Annotated in this window: 16 protein-coding genes and 1 riboswitch; of the genes, 8 read left to right on the forward strand and 8 right to left on the reverse strand. The window is 71.3% G+C overall.

Features of this window, described 5'->3' with window-relative positions; all coding sequences use genetic code 11:
* Positions 1–22: 22 nt before the first annotated feature.
* On the reverse strand, positions 23–424 hold the full coding sequence (locus ACSU6L_RS27415; RefSeq protein ID WP_073942917.1) for a response regulator transcription factor: 402 nt from the start codon (positions 422–424) through the stop codon (positions 23–25).
* A 146-nt stretch (positions 425–570) separates the two neighbouring features.
* On the opposite strand from ACSU6L_RS27415, the gene ctaE reads away from it, so the two are divergent.
* The 6 genes from ctaE to ACSU6L_RS27445 all read left to right on the forward strand — a co-directional run bounded on the left by ctaE (position 571) and on the right by ACSU6L_RS27445 (position 7,664).
* The gene (gene ctaE / locus ACSU6L_RS27420; protein ID WP_437060995.1) at positions 571–1,191 is read left to right on the forward strand and encodes an aa3-type cytochrome oxidase subunit III; all 621 of its coding nucleotides are present in this window, start codon (positions 571–573) and stop codon (positions 1,189–1,191) included.
* Positions 1,192–1,270: 79 nt separating this feature from the next.
* Positions 1,271–2,083 (forward strand): cytochrome bc1 complex diheme cytochrome c subunit, encoded by an 813-nt coding sequence (qcrC, locus tag ACSU6L_RS27425; protein WP_073942915.1) that lies wholly within the window; start codon positions 1,271–1,273, stop codon positions 2,081–2,083.
* Positions 2,080–3,138 (forward strand): cytochrome bc1 complex Rieske iron-sulfur subunit, encoded by a 1,059-nt coding sequence (qcrA, locus tag ACSU6L_RS27430; RefSeq protein ID WP_073942914.1) that lies wholly within the window; start codon positions 2,080–2,082, stop codon positions 3,136–3,138. Before qcrC ends, qcrA begins: the two co-directional genes overlap by 4 nt.
* Positions 3,135–4,772 carry a cytochrome bc1 complex cytochrome b subunit gene (qcrB, locus tag ACSU6L_RS27435; protein ID WP_437060998.1) on the forward strand — a complete coding sequence of 546 codons (1,638 nt, stop codon included), beginning with the start codon at positions 3,135–3,137 and terminating at the stop codon, positions 4,770–4,772. The genes qcrA and qcrB overlap by 4 nt, the downstream gene beginning before the upstream one ends.
* Before the next feature lie 135 nt (positions 4,773–4,907).
* Positions 4,908–5,972, forward strand: coding sequence for an anthranilate phosphoribosyltransferase (gene trpD, locus ACSU6L_RS27440; protein WP_437061000.1), 1,065 nt, complete (start codon positions 4,908–4,910; stop codon positions 5,970–5,972).
* Between the two features lie 76 nt (positions 5,973–6,048).
* Positions 6,049–6,166, forward strand: a riboswitch (SAM riboswitch).
* 130 nt (positions 6,167–6,296) lie between these two features.
* Positions 6,297–7,664 carry an aminotransferase class V-fold PLP-dependent enzyme gene (locus tag ACSU6L_RS27445; protein WP_437061002.1) on the forward strand — a complete coding sequence of 456 codons (1,368 nt, stop codon included), beginning with the start codon at positions 6,297–6,299 and terminating at the stop codon, positions 7,662–7,664.
* On the opposite strand, the gene ACSU6L_RS27450 is transcribed toward ACSU6L_RS27445, so the two are convergent.
* The 7 genes from ACSU6L_RS27450 to ACSU6L_RS27480 all read right to left on the reverse strand — a co-directional run bounded on the left by ACSU6L_RS27450 (position 7,619) and on the right by ACSU6L_RS27480 (position 13,848).
* Positions 7,619–8,815 carry a glycerate kinase gene (locus tag ACSU6L_RS27450; protein WP_437061004.1) on the reverse strand — a complete coding sequence of 399 codons (1,197 nt, stop codon included), beginning with the start codon at positions 8,813–8,815 and terminating at the stop codon, positions 7,619–7,621. The two genes, ACSU6L_RS27445 and ACSU6L_RS27450, sit on opposite strands and share 46 nt — an antisense overlap.
* Before the next feature lie 10 nt (positions 8,816–8,825).
* Positions 8,826–10,241: an SLC13 family permease gene (locus ACSU6L_RS27455; protein ID WP_437061006.1), complete on the reverse strand. Its 1,416-nt coding sequence runs from the start codon at positions 10,239–10,241 to the stop codon at positions 8,826–8,828.
* A 57-nt stretch (positions 10,242–10,298) separates the two neighbouring features.
* Positions 10,299–10,964 (reverse strand): response regulator transcription factor, encoded by a 666-nt coding sequence (locus tag ACSU6L_RS27460; protein WP_437061008.1) that lies wholly within the window; start codon positions 10,962–10,964, stop codon positions 10,299–10,301.
* Between the two features lie 22 nt (positions 10,965–10,986).
* Positions 10,987–12,471, reverse strand: a complete 1,485-nt coding sequence (locus tag ACSU6L_RS27465; RefSeq protein WP_437061010.1) for an ATP-binding protein — start codon at positions 12,469–12,471, stop codon at positions 10,987–10,989.
* A complete protein-coding gene (locus tag ACSU6L_RS27470; protein WP_437061012.1) occupies positions 12,410–12,697 on the reverse strand; it encodes a small secreted hydrophilic protein in 288 nt (95 codons plus the stop codon). The genes ACSU6L_RS27465 and ACSU6L_RS27470 overlap by 62 nt, the downstream gene beginning before the upstream one ends.
* 138 nt (positions 12,698–12,835) lie before the next feature.
* Positions 12,836–13,117 (reverse strand): Lrp/AsnC family transcriptional regulator, encoded by a 282-nt coding sequence (locus ACSU6L_RS27475; protein WP_073942907.1) that lies wholly within the window; start codon positions 13,115–13,117, stop codon positions 12,836–12,838.
* Positions 13,114–13,848 (reverse strand): rhomboid family intramembrane serine protease, encoded by a 735-nt coding sequence (locus ACSU6L_RS27480; RefSeq protein WP_437061014.1) that lies wholly within the window; start codon positions 13,846–13,848, stop codon positions 13,114–13,116. The genes ACSU6L_RS27475 and ACSU6L_RS27480 overlap by 4 nt, the downstream gene beginning before the upstream one ends.
* 157 nt (positions 13,849–14,005) lie before the next feature.
* Here ACSU6L_RS27480 and ACSU6L_RS27485 point away from each other — a divergent pair, with 157 nt between their 5' ends.
* Entirely contained in the window at positions 14,006–14,245 is a 240-nt protein-coding gene (locus ACSU6L_RS27485; protein WP_014672226.1) for a hypothetical protein, read from the forward strand.
* A 100-nt stretch (positions 14,246–14,345) separates the two neighbouring features.
* Entirely contained in the window at positions 14,346–15,689 is a 1,344-nt protein-coding gene (locus tag ACSU6L_RS27490; RefSeq protein ID WP_437061017.1) for an NYN domain-containing protein, read from the forward strand.
* Positions 15,690–15,733: the final 44 nt, after the last annotated feature.

The following is a 15,733-nucleotide window of genomic DNA, read 5'->3' on the forward strand; positions in this document are numbered from 1 at the left end:
GAACACCACGCCTCCCGGACTCCTAGGCGCTCTGAAGCCTCTTCTGCCGCAGCAAAGCCGCCAGCGCCCCCGCGAACTCCACCGGATCCACCGGCAACGTCACAGCCGCCTCCGCACGGCTCCAGGTGGCCAGCCAGGCATCCTGCGGCCGCCCGATCAGCAACAGCACCGGCGGGCACTCGAAGACCTCGTCCTTGATCTGCCGGCAGAGCCCCATGCCCCCCATGGGCACGGCCTCCCCGTCCAGCACACAGACGTCGATCCCGCCCTTCTCCAGCTCCCCGAGGACCGCCGCGGGCGTCGCGCACTCGACGAACTCCACCACGGGGACGTCCGGAGCCGGCCGTCGACCGGAGGCGAGCCGCACCTGCTCGCGGGTGTTGGAGTCGTCGCTGTAGACCAGCACCGTGGCGGTCGGCTGCATAGCTTCCTCCGTGACTTCGGCGTCGTACGGAAAGGCCCGTAGGCCCGGATGCTACTCCTCTGAACACCACGTCAACACCGGTACGGCCGACGGCAACACTCCGAACGGCACCCCCCGGAGTGAGGGCGGGATAAGCGACCGACATAATGTCGGTCGTGGCGACAGCAACGACAGTAGACACCGGGCACGCGCACCCGTCGGTCAACCGACCGAACCTCGTCAGCGTCGGAACCATCATTTGGCTGAGTTCCGAGCTGATGTTCTTCGCGGCCCTCTTCGCGATGTACTTCACCCTGCGATCGGTGACAGGACCCGAGTTCTGGAGTGAGAAGGCGGAAGCCTTGAACTTCCCGTTCTCGGCGACGAACACCACGATCCTGGTCCTCTCCTCCCTCACCTGCCAGCTCGGCGTGTTCGCCGCCGAGCGCGGTGACGTGAAGAAGCTCCGGGGCTGGTTCATCGTCACCTTCATCATGGGTGCGATCTTCATCGGCGGCCAGGTGTACGAGTACACCGAGCTGGTCAAGCACGAGGGCCTCTCGCTCTCGTCCGACCCCTACGGCTCGGTCTTCTACCTGACCACCGGCTTCCACGGCCTGCACGTGACGGGCGGTCTCATCGCCTTCCTGCTGGTCCTGGGCCGTACCTACGCGGCCCGCAGGTTCACCCACGAGCAGGCGACCGCCGCCATCGTCGTGTCCTACTACTGGCACTTCGTCGATGTCGTCTGGATCGGCCTCTTCGCCACGATCTACATGATCAAGTAGCCGGACCCGATCCCACGCGCGTTACCGAAGCGCACCTCCAGAAGCATCGACGCAGAAGATCCTGACACCGGGGTAATCCGTGAAAAAGCTCTCCGCACGACGACGCCATCCGCTGGCGGCGGTCGTCGTCCTACTCCTCGCGCTGGCGGCTACCGGGGGGCTGTACGCCGCCTTCGCACCCGCGGGCAAGGCGCAGGCCGATGAAGCCGCCCAGTCCCTCGCCATCGACGAGGGCAAGAAGCTCTACGCCGTCGGCTGCGCCAGCTGCCACGGCACCGGCGGTCAGGGCACCTCCGACGGTCCGAGCCTGGTCGGCGTGGGCGCGGCGGCCGTCGACTTCCAGGTCGCCACCGGCCGTATGCCTGCCGCGACCTCCCAGGGCGCCCAGGTGCCGCGGAAGAAGAACATCTACACCCAGGCCGAGATCGACCAGCTCGCGGCTTACATCTCGTCGCTGGGCGCCGGTCCGTCCGTGCCCACCGAGGAGCAGTACGGCCCGCAGGGCGCGGACATCGCCGAGGGTGGCGAGCTGTTCCGCACCAACTGCGCGCAGTGCCACAACTTCACCGGTAAGGGCGGTGCCCTGACCAAGGGCAAGTACGCGCCGACCCTCGAGGACGTGGACCCGAAGCACATCTACGAGGCCATGCAGACCGGCCCGCAGAACATGCCCTCCTTCCCCGACACCACGCTGTCGGAGCAGAACAAGAAGGACATCATCGCGTACCTGAACGCGGTCAACAGTGACGACACCGTGAACCCCGGCGGGACGGACCTGGGCGGCCTCGGGCCGGTCAGCGAGGGTCTCTTCGGCTGGATCGCCGGTCTCGGCGGGCTGATCGCCGTAGCCGTGTGGGTCGCCGCCCGGACCGCAAAGGCCAAGAAGTCATGAGTAGCCAAGACATTCCAGAAGAGAACCTGCCCGCTGCGCAGGACGCCGCCCACGGCGCGGTGGACGTCGCGGACGAGAAGCACCCGTTCGCCGACCCCGGCCTGCCGCCCCACGAGCACCGGATCCAGGACATCGACGAGCGGGCCGCCAAGCGGTCCGAGCGCACGGTCGCCCTGCTGTTCACGGTGTCGATGCTGGCCACCATCGGCTTCATCGCCTCGTTCGTGGCGATCCCCGTCGACAAGTCGATCTACGTGTGGCCGCTCGGCCACGTAGGCGCGCTGAACCTCGCGCTCGGCTTGACCCTCGGCCTCGCCCTGTTCTGCATCGGCGCGGGCGCGGTCCACTGGGGCCGCACCCTGATGTCCGACGAGGAGCTGGTCCAGGAGCGGCACCCGATCGAGGCCCCGGCCGACGTCCGTGCCCAGGTGTTCGCCGACTTCAAGCAGGGCGCCAAGGAGTCGGCGATCGGCCGCCGCAAGCTGATCCGCAACACGATGTTCGGTGCGCTCACCCTGGTGCCGCTCTCCGGCGTCGTCCTGCTGCGCGACCTCGGTCCGCTGCCCGAGGACAAGCTGCGCCACACCCTGTGGTCCAAGGGCAAGCTGCTGGTCAACATGAACACGCACGAGCCGCTGCGTCCCTCCGACGTCGCCGTCGGCTCGCTCACCTTCGCCATGCCCGAGGGCCTGGAGGAGCACGACCACGACTTCCAGAACGAGATCGCCAAGGCCGCCCTGATGGTCGTCCGGCTCGAGCCGGGCGACATCAAGGACAAGCAAGAGCTCGAGTGGTCGCACGAGGGCATCGTGGCGTACTCGAAGATCTGCACCCACGTCGGTTGCCCGATCTCCCTGTACGAGCAGCAGACGCACCACGTGCTGTGCCCCTGCCACCAGTCCACCTTCGACCTGTCCGACGGTGCCCGGGTCATCTTCGGCCCCGCCGGCCACGCCCTTCCGCAGCTGCGCATCGGCGTGAACGACGAGGGCTACCTCGAGGCGCTCGGCGACTTCGAAGAGCCCGTCGGTCCTGCTTTCTGGGAGCGCGGATGAGCACTCAAGACACCACCGGGTCCCGCGCACGCGGGAAGGCACCGGCCGGCGAGCGCGTCGCCGACTGGGCCGACGGCCGGCTGGGGATCTACTCCCTGGCCAAGGCCAACATGCGCAAGATCTTCCCCGACCACTGGTCGTTCATGCTGGGTGAGGTCTGCCTCTACAGCTTCATCATCATCATCCTCACGGGTGTGTACCTGACGCTGTTCTTCCACCCGTCGATGAACGAGGTGGAGTACCACGGCTCGTACGTGCCGCTGCAGGGCCAGCTCATGTCGGAGGCGTTCGCCTCCACGCTGGACATCAGCTTCGACGTCCGCGGCGGTCTGCTGATCCGGCAGATCCACCACTGGGCGGCGATCGTCTTCCTCGCCGGCATGTTCGTGCACATGATGCGCGTCTTCTTCACCGGCGCGTTCCGCAAGCCGCGTGAGATCAACTGGCTGTTCGGCTTCCTGCTGTTCGTCCTGGGCATGTTCACCGGTTTCACCGGCTACTCGCTCCCGGACGACCTGCTCTCCGGCACCGGTGTCCGCTTCACCCAGGGCGCGATCCTGTCCGTGCCGATCGTCGGCACGTACATCTCGATGTTCCTGTTCGGCGGCGAGTTCCCCGGCACCGACTTCGTGGCCCGGTTCTACTCGATCCACATCCTGCTGCTGCCGGGCATCATGCTCGGCCTCGTGGTGGCCCACCTGATCCTGGTCTTCTACCACAAGCACACGCAGTTCGCGGGTCCCGGCAAGAACAACAAGAACGTCGTCGGCATGCCGCTGCTGCCGGTCTACATGGCCAAGGCCGGAGGCTTCTTCTTCCTGGTCTTCGGTGTGATCGCGGCCATCGCCGGCATCGCGTCCGTCAACCCGATCTGGGTCCTCGGCCCGTACCGTCCGGACCAGGTGTCCACGGGCGCCCAGCCCGACTGGTACATGGGCTTCGCCGAGGGTCTGATCCGTGCGATGCCGGGCTGGGAGGTCAACTTCTGGGGTCACACGCTGGTCCTCGGCGTGTTCATCCCGCTGGTCCTCTTCGGTCTGTTCCTCGCGGTGATCGCGCTCTACCCGTTCATCGAGTCGTGGATCACCGGGGACAAGCGCGAGCACCACATCCTGGACCGCCCGCGCAACGCCCCGACCCGTACGGCCTTCGGTGTCGCCTGGGTGACCGGCTACATGATCATGCTGATCGGCGGTGGCAACGACATCGTCGCCACGCACTTCAACCTGTCGATCAACGACGTCACCTGGTTCGTGCGGATCGGCTTCTTCGCCGGCCCGGTCCTCGCGTTCATCATCACCAAGCGGATCTGCCTGGGCCTGCAGCGCCGGGACAAGGACAAGGTGCTGCACGGTCGCGAGACCGGCACCATCAAGCGCCTGCCGCACGGTGAGTTCATCGAGGTGCACGAGCCGCTCAGCCAGGACAAGCTGTACACGCTCACCGCGCACGAGCAGTACAAGCCGGCCGAGATCGGCCCGACGGTCGACGAGAACGGCGTCGAGCGCAAGGTGAAGGGCTCCGAGAAGCTGCGCGCCAAGCTGAGCAAGGCGTACTACGGCGAGGAGTCCCAGATCGCCAAGCCCACCGTCGAGGAGTACAAGGAGATCACGAGCGGCCACGGCCACCACTGATCGCTGCGTTCGCCACGCCACGCTGAAGGGCCCCCGTCCGGTGTTCGGACGGGGGCCCTTCGCCGTGCCCGGGGCTGGATAGGCTGGGATCGCACCGATGTGTTTCATGTGTTCTACGACGATCAGGAGCGGCTGATGAGCGCTGTGACCCCCGCTGGAGGCGACACCGCGGCGGGCCGTTCCTGGCCCGTCGTACTGAACGCGCTGCTGGAGGGCCGGGACCAGGGCGCCGACGACACGGCCTGGGCGATGGACCGGATCATGCGCGGCGAGGCGACCGACGCGCAGATCGCCGGGTTCGCGGTGGCGCTGCGGGCCAAGGGCGAGACGGTCGAGGAGATCACCGGCCTGGTCCGCGCGATGTACGCGCACGCCAATGTGATCGAGGTGCCCGGCGCCACCGTCGACATCGTCGGCACCGGCGGTGACGGCGCGAAGACGGTGAACATCTCCACGATGTCGTCCGTCGTCGTGGCCGGCACCGGCGCGAAGGTGGTCAAGCACGGCAACCGGGCCGCGTCGTCGGCGTCCGGTGCCTCCGACGTGCTGGAGAAGCTGGGCGTCAATCTGGAGCTGACGCCGAAGCGGGTGGCGGAGGTCGCCGAGGAGGCCGGGATCACCTTCTGCTTCGCGGTGAAGTTCCACCCGGCGCTGCGCCATGTGGCGGCGGCCCGCGGCCAGCTGGGCATCCGCACGACGTTCAACTTCCTCGGCCCGCTGACCAACCCGGCCCGGGTGAAGGCCCAGGCGGTCGGTGTGGCGGATCTGCGGATGGCGCCGATCGTCGCGGGCGTCTTCGCCGAACGCGGCAACTCCTCCCTGGTGTTCCGCGGCGACGACGGCCTCGACGAGCTGACCACCACCTCCACCTCCCGGGTGTGGATCGTCCGCGACGGCAAGGTCGCCGAGGAGACCTTCGACCCGCGGGACGTCGGCATCGAACTGGTCCCGGTGGAGGCGCTGCGCGGCGCGGACGCCTCCTACAACGCCGAGGTCGCCCGCCGCCTGCTGGACGGCGAGACCGGCCCGGTCAGGGACGCGGTGCTGCTGAACTCGGCGGCGGCGCTGGTCGCGCTGGAGCCGACCGGGGAGCCGCTGGCGGAGCAGATCCGCGCCGGGATGGCGAAGGCGGCGGAGTCGATCGACTCGGGCGCCGCGAAGCGGACGCTGGAGCGCTGGGTGGCGGCCAGCAACGCGTAGCGTTTCACCGAGGAGCGTCCCGCGATCCGGACACGGGTTGCGGGACGACGATCATTTCGCGTACGTTCCCGTACCAGGTCATGAGTGACAGTCATGAGGCCCCGGCCGACTGTCCGGCAACCCTCCGTCCGTGGCGGGGTGCCCCGGGTGAAGACCAGGCCGTACGGCAGCAAGGCCTACGGCAAGCGCGGACCCCTCGCAAACCAGGGGTCCTGGTCGTTCGAGGGAGTCTCCCGTGAGCAAGCGAATGCGATAGGGCCGCAGAGCCCCGCCTCCGCATCCCTTTTTCTCTCTTCCTCTCTCTCACCTCACGGGAGCTTCGCCATGTCCGTCTCCACCGCTGCCGCCGACCAGTCCGTTTGTGCCCCGCTGCCCGTTCTGGGGCGAGATGTCACCGTGCCGCTCGTCACCGGCGGCGAGGTCGCCTACGCCGCGCTCGACTACGCCGCCAGCGCGCCGGCGCTCCAGCGGGTCTGGGACGACGTCGCCGCCTACGCGCCGTACTACGGCAGCGTCCACCGCGGTGCCGGATACCTCTCCCAGCTGTCCACGGACCTCTTCGAGAACGCCCGCCGCACGGTCGCCGAGTTCCTGGACTGCCGCGACGGCGACCAGGTCGTCTTCACCCGGTCCACCACCGACTCGCTCAACCTGCTCGCCGCGGCCCTGCCCGCCGACTGCCGGGTCTTCGTCTTCGAGACCGAGCACCACGCCTCCCTGCTGCCCTGGAAGAACGCCCAGGTCACCTACCTGGACGCGCCGCGCACCCCGGCTGAGGCGGTGGCGACCCTCGAGCGCGCCCTCGCCGACCGCGACCCCTACGGCCCGGCGCTGGTCTGCGTCACCGGCGCCTCCAACGTCACCGGCGAGCTGTGGCCGGTCCGCGAGCTCGCCGCGGCGGCGCACGCGCACGGCGCCCGGATCGTGCTCGACGCCGCCCAGCTGGCCCCCCACCACCCGGTCTCCGTACAGGAGTTGGACGTCGACTGGGTCGCCTTCTCCGGCCACAAGCTGTACGCCCCGTTCGGCTCCGGCGTCCTCGCGGGCCGCGCCGACTGGCTGCGGGAGGCCGAGCCGTACCTCGCGGGCGGCGGCGCCAGCCGCAAGGTGAGCCGGTGCGAGGACGGCGGCGTGGACGTGGAGTGGCACGAGAGCGCCGCCCGGCACGAGGCGGGCTCGCCGAACGTCATCGGCGCCTACGCCATTGCTTCCGCCTGCAAGGCGCTGACCGACGCCGGGTTCGACAGCCTGGTCGCCCGTGAGCGGTACCTGATCGAGAAGGTCCGCGCGGGCCTCGCCGAGGTGCCCGAGGTGCGGGTCCTGTCCCTCTTCGGCGACGACGCCCCGCGCGTCGGCGTGATCTCCTTCGTCGTCGACGGCTGGAACAGCTCGCACTTCGCCGCCGCGCTCTCCGCGGAGTACGGCATCGGCGTGCGCGACGGCCTGTTCTGCGCCCACCCGCTCGTCCGCACCCTGCTCGGCAGCGACCCGCAGACCCAGGGCGAGTGCGGCGCCCCCGAGGCCGCGCCCGGCGAGAAGTCCCTCAACGCCATCCGGGTCAGCTTCGGCGCGGGCACGCCGGACGAGCACGTGGAGCGGTTCCTGACCGCCGTGCGGGAACTGGTCCGGGACGGCGCCCGCTGGAACTACCGCACCGAGGACGGGCGTTGCGTGCCGGACACCTCCGCGTGAGCCGGTAGCCGGGCGCCCAGCAGGATCAACCGCAGGGCGCGTTCGGCGGCGTCCGTGAGCAGTTCGCCCGCCCGCAACAGCGCCTCCGCCAGCGCCATCGGCGCGGGCAGGATCCCGCTGAACGCGTCCACACCCGGCACCTCGTGCGCGCCCTCGCCGAGCGTGCCGGCCAGGGCGAGCACCGGACGGCCGTACCGCTTGGCGCGGCGGGCCACCTCGGCCGGGACCTTGCCGCGCGGCGTCTGGTGGTCGAGGGCGCCCTCCGCGGTGATGACCAGGTCGGCGCGGGCCAACCGGGCGTCCAGGTCGAGATGGTCGAGGAGGACGTCGAAGCGGGGCAGCAGCCGGGCGCCGAGCGCGGCCAGGCCCGCGCCGAGCCCGCCGGACGCGCCGGTGCCGGGCCCGTGCCGCAGATCGGTGCCCGCCACCCGGAGATCGCGGGTGAGGACGTACGCCCAGTTCTCCAGGCCCGCCGACAGATGCTCCACCTGCGCGGGCGTCGCCCCCTTCTGCGGTCCGAAGACCCGCGCCACGCCCCGCTCGCCGCACAGCACGTTGTACGGGTTGCAGGCGACCACCAGTTCCGTGTCGCGCAGCCGGGAGTCGAGGCCGGTCGGGTCGACGCGGTGCAGGCGGATCAACTCGGCCCCGCCAGGCGGCAGTTCGAAGCCGTTGGCGTCCAGCAGGCGGGCGCCGAGGGCCTGCAGGGCGCCCGCGCCGCCGTCCGAGGTGCCGGAGTCGCCGCAGCAGACCAGGATCCGCCGTACGCCGGTGTCGAGCGCGGCGCGGATCAGCTCACCGACGCCGTAGGTCGTGGTGGCGCCAGGGTCGCGCAGGGAGTGCGGGACGAGGGCGAGCCCGGCGACGGCCGCCATCTCCACCAGCGCGGTGTCCCCGGCGCCGCCGAGCAGCGCGAAGTGGGTGCCGAGCCGGTCGCCTACGGGGCCGGTCGCGGGCAGCGCCACCAGCCGCCCGCCGGTCGCGGCGGCCAGCGCGACGGCCGTGCCCTCACCGCCGTCCACCAGCGGGACCGGATCGATCTCGGCGTCCGGCAGCACCCGGCGGACCCCGTCCGCGATGGCGTCGGCGGCGGCCTGGGCGGACAGCGACTCCTTGAAGCCGCTGGGGGCTACGACGACTCGGCTCAGCATGGCGGGTCTCCTAACGGGTCAGGGGAACGCCGAGCAGCGGCCACACCGCCACGGCGAAGAGCAGGACGAGGGCGGCGGTCAGCGGGGCCAGCACGGCGGACAGACGCAGCAGGTCGCGCGGGGTGTAGGTGGGGGTGCCGGGGATGTCCGCGAAGAGCGTGACCGGCTTGGCGGAGGCGGGCAGGGTATGGCAGAAGCCCGCCGCGGCCGTCGAGGCGAGCGCCGCGGCGACCGGGTTGACGCCGGCGCCCGCCGCGGCGGCCACCACCAGCGGCACGAGGACGGAGGAGCGGGCGGAGCGGGACTGCAGGGCCAGGTGGGCCGCCGTACTGACCGCGACGACGACCGCCAGGAACACCACCGGACCGACCCCCGACGGAAGCCCCGACACCAGCCACCTCGCGGCGCCCGAGTCGGCGAGCGCCACACCCATCGCCATGGTCGCGGCCATGAACAGCAGCAGCGACCAGGGAACCGTCCGCAGCGCGTCCTTCAGCCGTACGGTGCCCAGGGCCGGTGACGCGGCGACGACCGCGCCGATCAGCGCGACGACGGCGGGCGGCACCCGGTGCAGCGGCTCGCCGCACCACAGCAGCACCACCGTGGCCAGCAGCAGCGCGCAGCGGGTCTCCTCCGGTGTCCAGGGGCCGGTCACGGGGGTCTGGCTGTGCCGCTGGATCTCCTCTGCGGTGACGCGCACCGGGCCGCGGCGGTCCGCGCGGCGGGTGGTGGTGAGCAGCACGGCCTCGGCGGCGAGGTGCGAGGACGCGACCGCCAGCGGCAGGGCCGGCAGCAGCCACTCCACGAACCCGATCCGCTCCCCGGTGGCCTCCCACAGCACCGACACGGTGATCAGATGCGCGCCCGCACCGATCAGGGTCGCCACCGCCGACAGCAGGATCACGGTCGGGAACAGCAGCGCAAGCATCACGACCAGTCGCTTCCGGTCGGCGAGGGCCTTGGCGAGCGCCAGGAAGACGGGCAGCGCGAGGGCCGCCCGGCCGGAGGTGGCCGGCACCGCGAACGCCGTGACGACCGACGCGGCCGTGGTCAGGTGCACCAGCTGGCGCACCGTGCGCGCGCCGCCCACCAGGAAGGCCGCCGCCCGGCCCGCGAGCCCCGTCCGGGTGACCGCCGCCGCCAGCACGAACGCGCAGATCAGCAACCAGACCGTGGAGTCCCCGAGGGTGCCGAACAGGGTGTCGCTGCTGATCACCCCGGTCGCGGTGAGCGCGAGTCCGGCGCCCAGCGCGATGTACGTGTCGTCGATCGGGGTGCCGATCCAGGCGCAGGTCGCCAGCGCGAACACGGCGAGGGTGAGGCGCGCGTCACCGCTCAGGCCGGGGAAGTTGCCGGGCACGGCGAGCAGCGCGCACAGGGACAGCGCCACGCACAGGGCCACGGCGAGACGGGGAGTGAGGGTCACATCGTCGAGAGTTCCGGGCGGCGGTGAGCCGTCGATGAGCCGGACATGAAGGGAACTTCACGCGGCCGGCAGCCGGTACCCCATCCCGCGGACCGTCTCCACCCGCTCCGCGCCGAGCTTCTTGCGCAGCGCCCGGACGTACACGTCCACGATGTTCGAGCCGGGGTCGAAGTCGTAGCCCCACACGTGGGACAGGATCTGCTCGCGGGACAGCACCTGCCCGGGGTGGCGCAGGAACAGCTCCAGCAGCACGAACTCACGGGCCGTCAGATCGACCGTGCGGTCCCCGGAGCGGGCCCGGCGGGTGCGCAGGTCCAGGCTGAGCGGGCCCGACCGCAGCACGGTCACCTCCGGCGCCCTGGCTGCCGTGCGCAGCCGCAGGCGCACCCGCGCGAGGAGTTCCTCGAAGCGGAACGGCTTGGTCATCCAGTCGTCGGCGCCGCCCTCCAGGCCGGCCACCGTGTCCCGGACGGAGTCCCGCGCGGTCAGCACGATCACCGGGACCGTCACCCGGGCCTCGCGCAGTTCGCGCAGCACCGTGAAGCCGTCCCGGCCGGGCAGGCCGATGTCCAGCACCACCAGGTCGAAGCCGCCGGTGAGGGCGTAGTCGCAGGCGGCGTCGCCGTCGCCGACGACGGTGGTGGTGAAGCCGTTGGCGCGCAGGCCCTTCTCGACGAAGGAGGCGATGCGCTCCTCGTCCTCCACGATGAGGATGCGGTTCACGGGCGTGCTCCTTCCAGCGGGTTCATGGGTGCGGCCCGCCCAGGGTGAGTACGAAGGTGGCGCCGCCGCCCTCGGTGGGGCGCAGCCGGACCCGGCCGCCGTGGCCCTCCGCGATCGCCTTCACGATCGACAGCCCGAGCCCGGCGCCGGAACCGCGAGCCCCGCGCCGGGCGGTGCCGCGCCGGAACCGTTCGAAGATCAGCTCGGCGTCCTGCGGCCGCACCCCGGACCCGGAGTCGGCGACGTACAGCTCGATCCCGTCGGAGCCGGCGCGGGAGCCGATGCGGATGGTCTGGCCGGGGGCGGTGTGCTGCACGGCGTTCTGCGCGAGCTGCACCATCGCCTGCGTGATCCGCTGCGGATCCAACTCGGCCTCCGCCTCCGCGACTTCGGCGAGCCGCCAGTCGCGGTCGCCGAGGGTGCGGGCCTTGACGTAGACGTCGGCGGTGAGTTCGGCGAGCTGGACCGGCTCCGGGGTGACGAAGTCGGGGCGTTCGGCCTTGGCGAGCAGCAGCAGGTCCTCGACGATCCGGCTCATCCGGTCCAGTTCGTCGGTCACCAGCCGGATCGTCTCCTCGCGCTCGGCCGGGTCGTCGCCCATCAGCTCCAGATGGCCGCGCACGATGGTGATCGGGGTGCGCAGCTCGTGGCCCGCGTCGTCGACGAACTGCCGCTGGGCGGCGAAGGCCCGCTCCAGGCGGTCCAGCATCGCGTTGAACGTCTCCGCGAGCGCGGCCACGTCGTCCCGGCCCACCACGGCGATACGACGGGTCAGGTCCTGCTCGGTGAGCTGTGCGGCGGCGGTGCGCACCAGCCGGACCGGCTTCAGGATGCGCCCGGCGACCACCCAGGCGATGCCGATGGTCATCAGCAGGGCGACCCCGGAGATGGCGAGCAGCACCCGGAACACCTCGTCCGCGCGGTCCTGCTCGCGGCCCGGGTGGAACGCCACCACGAACGCGGCCTCCGGTTCGCCGCCGTACCGGGCGACCGCGACCTTCGCCCAGCGGATGTCGCCGGACGGGCGGTGCAGGGTGCCGCTGGAGTCCGGGGAGGCGAAGATGCGGCGGCGGGCGTCGGTGTCCCGGTGCAGCGGCAGCGCGACGGGGATCTCCCGCTGCTGGACGATCTGCGCGGGGGTGCCGCCAGGGTGGCCGACCAGGCCGACCAGCTCCTCGTCCAGGTCGGCGTACTGCCGTTCCAGGAAGACCCGCAGCAGCCGGGCCGGGTCGGTGAACGGGCGGCCGGTCTCCGGGTCGACGCCCGCCTCCTCGAAGTGGGCGAACTCGCCGGCCTCCTGCGCGAGCAGGTTGTTGATCCGCTGGTCGGTGTCGCGCAGCAGGATGGAGCGGGTGGTGGTGGCCACCGAGGCGAGCGCGACCGCCATCACCAGCAGCAGCCAGAGCAGGATGCGGACGCGGGCGGAGATCCGCCGGCGCGGGCGGTCAGCCGTCGTCGCCGGGGCCGTCGTCGTCGGTGCCGGTGCCGGTGCCGCGGTCGTCGTCATCGTCATCACTCGCGGGGTCGTCGGTCACCGGAGGCCGGGAGACGACCTCGTCGCCGGGCGTCGGCGTCGGCGTCGGTGCCGGCGTGGGGGAGCCGCTTTCCAGCTCGACCTTCGCCGGGACCTCCGGCGACTCGGGGCTGTCGGTGAGGGCGAAGCTGGTCGCGGCGATGCCGAGGGGGATGACTACGACCGCGGCCAGGGCCGCCATCCGGCGTGTGAAGACCATGGGCCCGATCCTGGCCCCGGTTCGGTGCGGTGCGGATGAGCGGCGGATGAGGAAGCCTTCATCTGCGGACTGTGTCGCCGGTCGCGCCCCTGCGGCGGAGCCGCATGTCCGATACGGCCCGCGCCCCCTCGCGGCGTGTCAGTTGTCCAGGCCGATCGAGAACGCCGCCTCCAGGTCGTGCTGGGAGTACGTGCGGAACGCGACGTGGGTGTCCGTGCCCTCGACGCCGGGGATCTTGCTGATGCGGCCGGGGATGACCTCCGCCAGCTCCTCGTGCTCCTTCACCCGGACCATGGCGATCAGGTCGTAGGTGCCGGTGACGGAGAAGACCTCGCTGACGTTGTCCAGCGCGGCGATCGACTCCGCGATCTCGGGGATCCGGTCCACGCTGGTCTTGATGAGGACGATCGCGGTGATCACGGCTGGTTCTCTCCCTCGGGTGCCGGAGCTGGGGCGGCCTTCACTCTAGTCGCAGGCCCGAACCGGGCCCACGCGAAGAGCAGGCCCAGCGCGAAGCCCACGACGTGCGCCAGATACGCCACCCCCGGCCCCTGCGAGGCCTGCCCCGCCGCCAGCCACTGCAGGGCCGCCCAGAACGGCAGCACCAGCCAGGCCGGGAACCGCAGCGGCAGGAAGAACAGGAACGGCAGGAGACTGGTCACCCGCGCCCGGGGGAAGAGGAAGAGGAACGCGCCGAGGACGGCGGAGATCGCGCCCGACGCCCCGACCAGCGACTGAGCGGAGTCGGAGTTGGCGCACGCGTAACCGAGCAGCGCGAGGTAGCCGCAGCCGAGGTAGAAGAGGGTGAACTGCACGCGGCCCATCCGTTCCTCGGTCATGGCCCCGAAGACGTAGAGGAAGAGCATGTTGCCGAGCAGATGCACCCAGGTGCCGTGCACGAACAGTGCCGTCGCCGGGGTCAGGGCCGCCCGGGGGGACCCCTCGAACAGTTCTGCGGGAACCACTCCCCAGCGCCGGAAATAGGCCCGCTGCGCGGCGAGCAGTTCGTCGCCGGAGCCGTAGACGGGGCTGAGGCCCGAGGCGGGGCCGATCACGAAGATCAGGCAGCACAGCGCCATCAGTGCGTACGTCACCGGGGCCGACGGCCGGCGGATCGTCCGCCAGTCCGGCACCCTCCAGTTGCTGATCATGAACACAGAGCATGACGTAACCGGACGCAACCGCACAGACCGCCTCGCCGCCGTGGACGGACGGGCGCCCGGGTCCCCGCAGGCCGTAGGGTTACGAGCCACACGCCGCGGGAAGTCCGGCGTGTCACGGACACTAGAAGGAAAGCGAACAGTCACGATGACGGTTCCCCTGCCGACCGCCACGACGCGGTGGCGCTGCACCCTCTGCGGCAACCTCACCCGCTTCGACGTGACGCGCTCGTCGAAGGTCGTCGAGTACGTCCACCTGGATCTGGCCGGAGAGCCGACGGTCGAGGAGCGCGAGGTGGTCAGTGAGACCATCGAGTCCGTGCGCTGCCGCTGGTGCAACGCCGTGGACCAGGTGGAACTCGTGGACAGGCCGGGCGCCGGCTCCTGACGACAGGGGTCCCCCCGCTCGCGCGAGGTCGAGAGTGCGGGAGGGCCCCGCAGGCGCGGCCCCCTCCGGGGGGTCCCGTAGAGGCATTGGGGTGTGACGGATGGTGGAGACACAAGGCGGGGGGCCGGGCGACGGCGCCGCTGAGGTGCTCGACCGCCCGCTGCCCGAAGGGGTGCGCCGCCGCGTCGTGCAGATCGTCGCGGACGGCTTCGGCGGACTGACCGTGACCGAACTGCCCGCACAATTGCGGCAGTACGCCCGGTTCGCCCCCAATCGACGGGCCAAGTTCGCGGGCAACGCGATGGCCTCGGCGCTGGAGACCGACCCGCTGTTCCGGCAGCGCATCGGCGAGAAGCTGAGAGAGGCCCAGCCGGAACTCGCCGGCGCCCTCGACTCCGGCTCGCCGCCGCCGGCCGCGGACCCGCTCGACGTGGCGGCCGCGGCCTACGTGCTGCGGCCCGCGGGCTGGGTGAAGCTGGTGACCGCCGCCGGCGAGGAGGCCCAGCGCGCCGACGCCGAACGCGCCGACGAGGAGAGCCGGGCCGAACTGGAGCGGCTGCGCGCCGAACTGGACGCCGCCCGCGAGCACACCCGCACCGAGACCGAGCGGCTGCGCGCCGAACTGGACGCCGCCCGCAAGGAAGCGGAATCGCTTCACCGCAAACTGCGCGCCGCCCTCAGTGACGTCAAGCGCGGCGAGGCGGCACTGCGCAAGGTGCACGCCGAGATCGACGCCTTGCGGGCCGAGGGGCACGCCCAGGCGTCCGCCGCCGACAGCGAGGTACGGCGGCTCAAGGCGCGGCTGGGGGAGGCGGAGGCCGCCCTGGAGGCCACCCGCCGGGCGGCCCGCGAGGGACGCAGCGTGGAGGACATGCGGGTACGGCTGCTGCTGGACACCCTGCTCGACGCCACCCAGGGCCTGCGCCGCGAACTCGCCCTGCCGCCGGTTTCGGTACGGCCGGCCGAGACCGTGGACGCGGTCGAACCGGGACGTATGACCCCGAAGGACATCGCCGCGCGCGCCCTGTCGGAGAACGATCCGGCCATCCTCGACCAGTTGCTCGCGCTGCCGCAGGCGCATCTGGTCGTCGACGGCTACAACGTCACCAAGACCGGCTATCCCCAGATGCCCCTGGAGAAGCAGCGGTTGCGGCTGCTCGGCCAGCTCTCCCAGCTCGCCGCGCAGACCGGCGCCGAGGTCACCTGTGTCTTCGACGGGGCCGAGCTGGCTGCGCCGGTGCTGCTGGCGCCGCCGCGCGGCGTGCGGGTGCTGTTCTCCAAGCCCGGTGTGACCGCCGACGAGTTGATCCGCCAGCTGGTGCGCGCCGAGCCGCCGGGCCGTCCGGTCATCGTCGCCTCCACCGACCGCGAGGTCGCCGACGGGGTGGCGCGTGCCGGCGCCCGGCCGGTGGCTTCCGCGGTACTTCTCAAGCGACTGTCCTGAAGGTCGGCGTACGGGCTTCGATGCCCGAATTGACGGAACTGTCA

Source organism: Streptomyces sp. enrichment culture (assembly GCF_964272855.1).
GTDB lineage: Bacteria > Actinomycetota > Actinomycetes > Streptomycetales > Streptomycetaceae > Streptomyces.

Coding starts and splice junctions, on each gene's coding strand:
- ACSU6L_RS27445 (WP_437061002.1), top strand. CDS start 6,297: ATGTCCGTCTCCACCGCTGCCGCCGACCAGTCCGTTTGTGCCCCGCTG.
- ACSU6L_RS27470 (WP_437061012.1), bottom strand. CDS start 12,697: ATGGTCTTCACACGCCGGATGGCGGCCCTGGCCGCGGTCGTAGTCATC.
- ACSU6L_RS27485 (WP_014672226.1), top strand. CDS start 14,006: ATGACGGTTCCCCTGCCGACCGCCACGACGCGGTGGCGCTGCACCCTC.
- ACSU6L_RS27490 (WP_437061017.1), top strand. CDS start 14,346: ATGGTGGAGACACAAGGCGGGGGGCCGGGCGACGGCGCCGCTGAGGTG.
- qcrB (WP_437060998.1), top strand. CDS start 3,135: ATGAGCACTCAAGACACCACCGGGTCCCGCGCACGCGGGAAGGCACCG.
- qcrA (WP_073942914.1), top strand. CDS start 2,080: ATGAGTAGCCAAGACATTCCAGAAGAGAACCTGCCCGCTGCGCAGGAC.
- trpD (WP_437061000.1), top strand. CDS start 4,908: ATGAGCGCTGTGACCCCCGCTGGAGGCGACACCGCGGCGGGCCGTTCC.
- ACSU6L_RS27465 (WP_437061010.1), bottom strand. CDS start 12,471: ATGACGACGACCGCGGCACCGGCACCGGCACCGACGACGACGGCCCCG.
- ctaE (WP_437060995.1), top strand. CDS start 571: ATGTCGGTCGTGGCGACAGCAACGACAGTAGACACCGGGCACGCGCAC.
- ACSU6L_RS27480 (WP_437061014.1), bottom strand. CDS start 13,848: ATGATCAGCAACTGGAGGGTGCCGGACTGGCGGACGATCCGCCGGCCG.
- ACSU6L_RS27450 (WP_437061004.1), bottom strand. CDS start 8,815: ATGCTGAGCCGAGTCGTCGTAGCCCCCAGCGGCTTCAAGGAGTCGCTG.
- ACSU6L_RS27415 (WP_073942917.1), bottom strand. CDS start 424: ATGCAGCCGACCGCCACGGTGCTGGTCTACAGCGACGACTCCAACACC.